Origin of the sequence: Streptomyces sp. NPDC007162 (genome assembly GCF_040634175.1) — a bacterium.
Lineage (GTDB): Bacteria > Actinomycetota > Actinomycetes > Streptomycetales > Streptomycetaceae > Streptomyces.
Genome location: NZ_JBEYFC010000415.1, coordinates 1 through 8,017 on the forward strand (window position 1 = coordinate 1; position 8,017 = coordinate 8,017).

Annotated in this window: 7 protein-coding genes; 3 read left to right on the plus strand and 4 right to left on the minus strand. The window is 70.3% G+C overall.

Translation table 11 applies throughout. The features are described from left to right. Positions 1 to 216: 216 nt before the first annotated feature. Positions 217 to 1,860, plus strand: a complete 1,644-nt coding sequence (locus tag ABZ646_RS34410) for a hypothetical protein (protein WP_360527817.1) — start codon at positions 217 to 219, stop codon at positions 1,858 to 1,860. Positions 1,861 to 1,875: 15 nt separating this feature from the next. Here ABZ646_RS34410 and ABZ646_RS34415 read toward each other — a convergent pair whose 3' ends face one another. Continuing rightward, entirely contained in the window at positions 1,876 to 2,436 is a 561-nt protein-coding gene (locus ABZ646_RS34415) for an HIT domain-containing protein (RefSeq protein ID WP_360527820.1), read from the minus strand. A gap of 67 nt (positions 2,437 to 2,503) precedes the next feature. Here ABZ646_RS34415 and ABZ646_RS34420 point away from each other — a divergent pair, with 67 nt between their 5' ends. Continuing rightward, positions 2,504 to 3,163, plus strand: coding sequence for an ion channel (locus tag ABZ646_RS34420; RefSeq protein ID WP_360527823.1), 660 nt, complete (start codon positions 2,504 to 2,506; stop codon positions 3,161 to 3,163). A gap of 31 nt (positions 3,164 to 3,194) precedes the next feature. Here ABZ646_RS34420 and thrS read toward each other — a convergent pair whose 3' ends face one another. From thrS to ABZ646_RS34435, 3 genes are all read right to left on the minus strand, one after another. After that, positions 3,195 to 5,171, minus strand: a complete 1,977-nt coding sequence (gene thrS, locus ABZ646_RS34425; RefSeq protein ID WP_360527826.1) for a threonine--tRNA ligase — start codon at positions 5,169 to 5,171, stop codon at positions 3,195 to 3,197. Positions 5,172 to 5,282: 111 nt separating this feature from the next. After that, on the minus strand, positions 5,283 to 6,518 hold the full coding sequence (locus tag ABZ646_RS34430; RefSeq protein ID WP_360527829.1) for a hypothetical protein: 1,236 nt from the start codon (positions 6,516 to 6,518) through the stop codon (positions 5,283 to 5,285). Then, a complete protein-coding gene (locus tag ABZ646_RS34435; protein WP_132889245.1) occupies positions 6,515 to 7,081 on the minus strand; it encodes a DUF4365 domain-containing protein in 567 nt (188 codons plus the stop codon). The genes ABZ646_RS34430 and ABZ646_RS34435 overlap by 4 nt, the downstream gene beginning before the upstream one ends. A gap of 169 nt (positions 7,082 to 7,250) precedes the next feature. Between ABZ646_RS34435 and ABZ646_RS34440 the strand changes: the two genes are divergently transcribed. Beyond that, positions 7,251 to 8,017, plus strand: a 767-nt coding sequence (locus tag ABZ646_RS34440) for a 3'-5' exonuclease (RefSeq protein ID WP_360527833.1), incomplete at its 3' end; no start/stop codon positions are given.

The window sequence follows — 8,017 nt, forward strand, 5'->3', positions numbered from 1 at the left end:
GCTCGGCCGGCTGCTGCTCTCCCTGCCCGGCTCGCCGATCCTCTACTACGGCGACGAGATCGGCACGATCGACAACAGGGTGTTCGGCGGACGGCTTCGGCCGTCCGCCGACGGTTGTCGGTGGCTGGGGATACTCTGAGTACTTGATCAACAGGTGTGCGGAGTACGGAAGTCGGGAAGGCCGCAGGAGCGGGACGGCGGCAAGTGGGGGCGGGAATGAGCTTCGAGGACTTCTTCGGGCCACAGGTGCCAAGGCCGGGCGGCGAGGCGCAGGCCCCGACCTATGCCCTGGCCTCGGCGGCCTACCGGGACACACCCATGGAGGAGATCAAGAAGGCCGACAACGAATGGCACAAGTCCACGGTCAACGCGGGCCGCAAGTGGGCGAAGATCTTCCGGCCGAACTTCGGTGAGGCGTACTCGCAGGCGGTCATCGACCGCATGCTGGGCGTCGGCCGCAAGCCGCTCATCCAGTCCTTCGGCAGCGAACCCCAGGTGGTCGTCGAGCACTGCCTCGCCGCCAACCGCATCCGCAAGGAACGCGACCAGCGGCTGACCGCCGTCATGTTCGTGTGCGGCGTGCTGTTCCTGCCCGGCCTGCTCCTGTTCCTGCTCGTCTTCCAGCTCCGGGCGACCATGCTCAAGGCGGACAACAAGCGGGTCTCCGGGCTGGGCAGCGCGCTGCTGGCCGCCGTCGGCGTCCTCGCGGTGCTCTTCATGATCAAGATGCCGTTCGGCGGTTTCTGGGGGTGGTACGCGCGCGGCTGCGTGGTGCTCCCCGTCGTCGGCTGGTACCTGGCCAAGCGGCTGTGCGAGCGGACCGCGCAGGATCTGCGCGCCGCCTGGGACGGGCTGCTGTCCGGGGGCAGCGTCGGCGCGAAGGTGCCCGAGGCCGTGCCGACCAGCCCCGACCAGGCCGCCGCCGAGCAGCTGCGGCAGTCGCTGGCCCGGCTCAGCGCCGAGCAGCAGTCCAACTCGGTCTTCTACGCCGGCCCCAAGGGCATACTCGGCATGGGCACCCGCTGGGGCTCCTGGCACCTGGCGGAGGAGCTGGTCCCCGTCGACCCGGTCAAGGGCGTCCACGAGTTCCGGGCCTGGACGGTCGTCCGGGAGATCGAGAAGGAACTGAGCGTGCTGCACCGGCAGCACCTGAAGACCGGGGGTTTCCCGGAACCGCAGGTCAGGCACTGGATCGTCACCCATGTCGGGGAAGGCGCCACGGCGGTGTCCCGGCCCGAGGGCACCGACTACAAGGTGGGGCCCAAGGACGTCGAGAACATCTGCAACAACAACCACTTCGACAAGGGCGACCGGCACTACCTGGGCGTGCAGTGGCCGCACCTGTGGAACGGCGAACTGATCATCACCATGATGGCCACCGTGACCGTACTGAAGGAGACCCTGCGGATCGACGTCACCGGGCACGCACTCGGGCCGGTCAACGGCCTGTTCAGCGGGAAGCCCGAGACTCCCACGAAGACGGTCGCCAAGACCGTGCGGTTCTGGGAGACGCGGACCGTCAAGCTGCCGCTGGTCACCCCGGACGAGGTGGTCCGGCTCGGCGCGCGGGCCACCGTCAGCTGGTATCCGCCGCTGCTGAAGTGGCTCGGCGGCTCGATAGGTCTGCCCGAGCCGTTCGGCCTGCGGCACGCGTGGGCCGACCAGCCCTGGAAGCACCGCTTCATGGCCGACGACGCGCTGCGCGCGGCCACGCCGATACTGCGGGCCGTGCACCGGGCGGCGCTGCGCGTGCTCAAGGAACACGACGTCGACATCGACAAGTTCAGCAGCCGCGCGTCGGCGCTCAGCGGGTCGGTGCAGGACGCCTCGCCGAAGAAGGCGGACACCTACGACGCGTAGCGACGGGGGCGGGGGTCAGCTCCTCGGCCATGCCTCCGCCAGCATCGTGCGGGTGTCCGCCAGCAGCTGCGGGAGCACCCGGGTGTGGCCCACCACCGGCATGAAGTTCGTGTCGCCGCCCCAGCGCGGGACGATGTGCTGGTGCAGGTGGGCGGCGATGCCCGCGCCCGCCACCGTGCCCTGGTTCATGCCGATGTTGAAGCCGTGGGCGCCGGACGCGGTGCGCAGCGCGGTCATGGCCTGCTTGGTCAGCTCGGCGAGCTCCACGGTCTCCGGGCCGGTCAGGTCCGTGTAGTCGGCGACATGGCGGTACGGGACCGTCATCAGGTGTCCGCCGTTGTACGGGTAGAGGTTGAGCACCGCGTAGACGTGCTCACCGCGCCGGACGATCAGCCCGTCCTCGTCGGACTTGGCCGGGATCGAGCAGAAGGGGCAGCCGTCGTCGGCGCCTGGGCCGGTCGGCTTGTTCTCACCCTGGATGTAGGCCATCCGGTGGGGTGTCCACAGGCGCTGGAACGCGTCCTGCGTCCCCACTCCGATCTGCTGTTCCGGCTCACTCGTCATGCTAGGCAGCATATGGCTTCGCCCGTTCGCGGCGTGTCGCCGGGGCCGGGCCGGGGCGATCGGCGGCGAAGCTGGGCGGATGGACGACGACAGCCGGCTGGCGGACTGGGAGCGGCGGACCGATCTGGCGCTCGGCATCGCGTCGCTGGTCTTCCTGGGTTCGTACGCGGTGCACGTGCTGGAACCGGACCTGCCCGAGGCCGTACACGTCCTCCTCCTGTCGCTGACCTATCTGACGTGGGGGATGTTCGCCGTCGACTACGCGGTGCGCTGGCGGCTCAGCGGCGAGGGTCCGGGATTCGTGAGGCGGCACTGGCTGGACACCGTCGTCCTGGTGCTGCCGCTGTTGCGGCCGGTGCGGGTGGTGCGGACGTACGAGGCGATGCAGCGGCGGCACGGTGAGCCCCGGATGGGGCTGCACGCGCGCGTGGCGGTCTATTCGGCGTTGTCGATCTCGCTGCTGGGGTTCTCGGGCGCGCTCGCCGTCTACCAGGCCGAGCGCTCGGCCCCGAACGCCACGATCCGCACCTTCGGAGACTCCCTCTGGTGGACCTGTTCGACCCTGTCCACCGTCGGTTACGGCGACTACGTCCCGGTCACCACCCTGGGACGTTTCATCGCGGTGGGGCTGATGGCCTGCGGTCTGGCGCTGCTGGGCACGGTCACGGGATCGTTCTCGTCCTGGATGCTGCAGCGGTTCGATCTGGGGGAGGACGAGAAGGGGCCCCCGCAGAAGTGATCTGCGGGGGCCCCGACGAAGCCGGGCCGGATCAGACCTGGGTCCGCTCCTCGACCACCTTCACGATCTTGGCGATGGCCTCGTCGAACGGGATGCCGTTCTCCTGCGAGCCGTCGCGGTAGCGGAAGGAGACCGAACCGGCCGCCATGTCCTCGTCGCCCGCGATGACCATGAAGGGCACCTTCTGCTTCTGGGCGTTGCGGATCTTCTTCTGCATCCGGTCCGAGGAGCCGTCGACCTCGACCCGCAGGCCCTTCTTCTTCGCCTCGGCGGCGAACCCGTGCAGGTAGTCGACGTGCGCGTCACCGATCGGGATGCCCACCGCCTGCACGGGCGCGAGCCAGGCCGGGAAGGCGCCCGCGTAGTGCTCCAGGAGGACCGCGAAGAACCGCTCGATGGAGCCGAACAGGGCGCGGTGGATCATCACCGGGCGCTGCTTGGAGCCGTCGGCGGAGGTGTACTCCAGGTCGAAGCGCTCGGGCAGGTTGAAGTCCAGCTGGACGGTCGACATCTGCCAGGTGCGGCCGATGGCGTCCTTGGCCTGCACGGAGATCTTCGGGCCGTAGAAGGCGGCGCCGCCCGGGTCGGGGACGAGCGGGAGGCCCTGCTTCTCGGCGACCGCGCGGAGCGTCTCCGTGGCCTCCTCCCACACCTCGTCGGAGCCGACGAACTTCTCCGGGTCCTTGGTGGACAGCTCCAGGTAGAAGTCGGTGAGGCCGTAGTCGCGCAGCAGGTTCAGGACGAAGGTGAGCGTCTTGTCGAGCTCCTCCGCCATCTGCTCCTTGGTGCAGTAGATGTGCGCGTCGTCCTGCGTGAAGCCGCGGGCCCGGGTCAGGCCGTGCACGACTCCGGACTTCTCGTACCGGTACACGGTCCCGAACTCGAAGAGGCGCAGCGGCAGTTCACGGTAGGACCGGCCGCGCGCGTCGAAGATCAGGTTGTGCATCGGGCAGTTCATGGGCTTGAGGTAGTAGTCCACGCCCTCGTCGAGCTGCATGGGCGGGTACATGCCGTCGGCGTACCAGTCCAGGTGCCCGGAGGTCTCGAAGAGCTTTCCCTTGGTGGCGTGCGGCGTGTAGACGAACTCGTAGCCCTCCTCCTCGTGCCGGCGGCGCGAGTAGTCCTCCATCACGCGGCGGACGATGCCGCCCTTGGGATGGAAGACGGCGAGGCCGGAGCCGATCTGCTCCGGGATGGAGAACAGGTCGAGTTCGTTGCCCAGCTTGCGGTGGTCGCGCTTCTCGGCCTCGGCGAGGAAGTCCAGGTAACCCTTCAGCTCGTCCTTGGACGGCCAGGCGGTGCCGTAGATGCGCTGGAGCATGGGGTTCTTCTCGCTGCCGCGCCAGTAGGCGGCCGCGTTGCGCATCAGCTTGAACGCCGGGATGAGGCGGGTGGAGGGCAGGTGGGGACCGCGGCAGAGGTCCTTCCAGCACAGCTCGCCGGTCTTGGCGTCCAGGTTGTCGTAGATCGTCAGCTCACCGGCGCCGACCTCGACGTCCGCGCCGTCGTCCGAGGACGCCGAGCCCTTCAGGCCGATCAGTTCGAGCTTGTAGGGCTCGTTCGCCAGCTCCTCGCGGGCGGCCTCGTCGGTCACCACGCGGCGGGAGAACTTCTGCCCGCGCTTCTGGATCTCCTGCATCTTCTTCTCGATGGCCTTGAGATCCTCGGGCGTGAACGGCTTCTCGACGTCGAAGTCGTAGTAGAAGCCGTCCTTGACCGGCGGGCCGATACCCAGCTTGGCCTCCGGGAAGATCTCCTGGACGGCCTGGGCCATGACGTGCGCGGTGGAGTGCCGCAGGATGTTGAGACCGTCCTCGGAGGAGATCTCCACCGGCTCCACGACCTCGTCCTCGGCGGGCGCGTACGCGAGGTCCTTGAGCTCCCCGGCCACCCGGGCGGCGATGACCGCACGCTCGCCGGCGAAGAGCTCGGCGGCCGTAGTGCCCGTCGTCACCACGCGCTCTTCCCGCTCGGAATCGCGTTGGATGATCACACGGACGTCTGACACCGGTCTCTCCTGACTGAAGGCGGATGCGGGCGCCGTACCAGGAGCGCGCGCAATACCGGATCGTACCGACCCGGCCCCGCCGACCGAAAAACGATTACCGACAGTACGCCGTCAGTCGCACTCGTCCCCGCTGCACGCCTCCTCGAAGAAGTCCAGATTCTCCTGGAGCGACTTCATCAGGCTGTCCCGCTCCTCGTCGTCCACCTGTACGGGTACCACCCCGGAGGCGCCGGACAGCCGCCGGAAGCCGCCCCGGCTCTCCAGCCGGCCGTGCACCCGCACCGGGAGCCCGACGAGGTGGGCCTGTCCGGCGATCCGGTAGTCCTCCTCGTCGAGGGTGACCCGGACGTACGGCACCTCGGCACCGGCGATCACCCGCAGCCGTACCGCGCCCTCGCCGCGCGGCTCCGAGCGGCGCATCCGGACCACGGTCCCGGTGACCCGGACCGCGACGGAGGGTTCGTCGCGCAGGTAGCGGGCGCCGGCCTCGCACAGCACGGGCAGGTCACCGGGCGAGAACTCGACGGGGTCCAGGGCCGACGCGCAGTCGTCGGGGACTCCGGCGCCCGGCGCCCAGTCCACCGAGACCCGGGCGCCTTCCGTGCCGCGCACGAGCGTGGCCAGGGCGTCGGTCAGTTCACGGCTGACGCCGGCCTCGACGGCGCCGTCGAAGGCGTCCATGCCGCCGGTGGCCCGCTGGTAGTCGATGGCCTCGCGGGCGGCGTACAGGGCCTGGTGGAGGCGTACGGCGAGCGGGCGGCCGGTCCCGACGGGCACGAAGGCGGTCAGGCCGCGGCCGCCCTCGGCGGAGCCGACCAGCACGGACTCCAGCATGGCGGCGGCGGCACGCTTGTGCCGGGCTCCGTAGTAACCGGCACGCGCGCGGGTGGCGAGCGCGCCGGCCAGCAGGATCCCCCGGGCGGCGGTGCGCAGCTGTTCCTCGGCGGTCCAGGACGCGGCGTCCACGGGTCCGCTCGGCACGTCCCGCCACCAGCGGATCTCGTCACTGGGCACGGCGAGCCCGACCAGCACCTCGCGCGCGGCGGGGGTACCGCTGCGCACCAGAGCGGTGAGCGCCTCCCCGAGCAGGTCGTCGCTGTCCGGGAAGGCGCGGCTCTCGGGCACCAGCAGGCTGGTACCGGTGCTGCCCGGCCCGGGTGGGGTCCAGCGGCCGTACCGCCCGGGGGCTCCCCCGCGCCGTTGCCAGCCGTGCCGGCGCAGCAGGGCACCGAGCACGACGGGGTCGACCTCGGCGGGCTCGGGGGGACGGTCCCAGTGGGGCCGGTGGAGGTCGTCGGGATGCGGCCTGACCTCCCGCAGCGGCTCCTCGTACGGACGGTGCCTCATGGTCTGCCTCCCGTCCCGACCCGCGTCATGATCTCGCAGAGCGCCCGGTCGTCGAAGATGCGCGAGGTCGGGACCCGCACGGTGGTCCGGTGCCGGCCGGTGACCGGGTGCCCCGCCAGGTTGACCCAGTAGCAGCAGTGGCGCAGATCGAGCCGGTCGTGGCTGGCGCGCAGCCAGTCGTCCTGGGATCGCGGCACCAGCATCACCACGAGGATCTTGTGCACCGACACCGGGGTGCGGGCGAGCTTGCGCAGGTGGTCGTTGTCGAGCGTGAAGGAGAAGAAACGTCCCGGCGGGTTGGGGGCGATCTGGTACGTGCACTTGAGCTGCACCTTGATGGTCACCTCGTCGTCGACGGTGTGACCGGGCGAGCCGTGGCTGACGTGCCAGTCGATGCCGTTGTCGGGGAACGGCTGCGACAGTGAGCAGCCGGCCGCCGCCGCGACGGCGTGCAGATATCCCACCTGCAGTGTCTCCATGCAGGCGGTGGTGGCGAGTGTGCCGCGAAGGGGGCCCGTACGCTCGGGCAGCAGCCCGCCCCGTTCGGGCTGCGCTATCGCCATGACGAACAGCCTTCCCAGCCAAAGAGTTTCCCCGTGGCGGGCCGCTGAACTGCAAAGACCCGCACTCCTGTTGTGTCCTTCCGGCGTACGCCGCAAACGGCCCGGGTATCACCAAACAGGCAGAAGACGGAACGTCAGCTGCCGTGGGTGAACGAGGAGTTGTGTAGGCATGACGTGCTGGTACGAGGGGCCCCTGGCGGCCTTCGACACGGAGACCACGGGCGTCGACGTCGAGACCGACCGGATCGTGTCGGCCGCCGTCGTCGTCCAGGACGCCCCGGGCACCCGGCCGAGGGCGGTCCGATGGCTGGTGAACCCGGGCGTGCCGGTGCCGGAAGCGGCGACGGCGGTGCACGGGCTGACCGACGAACACCTGCAGCGCAACGGCCGCTGGCCGGCGCCGGTGATGCACGAGATAGCCGAGGAACTGGCCGAGCACGCGGCGATGCACCGCCCGCTGGTGGTGATGAACGCGCCGTTCGATCTGACCCTGCTGGACCGGGAGTTGCGCCGTCATCGGGCGTCCTCCCTGGACCGCTGGTTCGAGGCGAGCCCACTGCTCGTGCTCGACCCCCGGGTCCTGGACAAACACCTGGACCGCTACCGCAAGGGCCGCCGCACCCTGACCGACCTGTGCGCGCACTACGAGGTCACCCTGGAGGGCGCGCACGACGCGGGCGCGGACGCGCTCGCCGCCCTGGAGGTGGTACGGGCGCTGGGCCGCCGGTTCGCGACCCGTCTGGAGCGTCTGACCCCGGCCGAGCTGCACACACTGCAGACCACCTGGCACGCGGCGCAGGCCCGTGGCCTCCAGGCCTGGTTCACCCGCAGCGGCACACCGGAGACGGTGAACCAGGACTGGCCGCTGCGCCCGGAACTGCCGACGGCGGCCGGCAGGCGGGTGGCGAGCCGCGCCGCCAGGCAGCCGGGGCCGCT

Excerpts from the sequence above, each read along its gene's own strand:
- ABZ646_RS34410 (WP_360527817.1), top strand. The coding sequence starts at position 217 with ATGAGCTTCGAGGACTTCTTCGGGCCACAGGTGCCAAGGCCGGGCGGC.
- ABZ646_RS34415 (WP_360527820.1), bottom strand. The coding sequence starts at position 2,436 with ATGCTGCCTAGCATGACGAGTGAGCCGGAACAGCAGATCGGAGTGGGG.
- ABZ646_RS34420 (WP_360527823.1), top strand. The coding sequence starts at position 2,504 with ATGGACGACGACAGCCGGCTGGCGGACTGGGAGCGGCGGACCGATCTG.
- ABZ646_RS34430 (WP_360527829.1), bottom strand. The coding sequence starts at position 6,518 with ATGAGGCACCGTCCGTACGAGGAGCCGCTGCGGGAGGTCAGGCCGCAT.
- ABZ646_RS34435 (WP_132889245.1), bottom strand. The coding sequence starts at position 7,081 with ATGGCGATAGCGCAGCCCGAACGGGGCGGGCTGCTGCCCGAGCGTACG.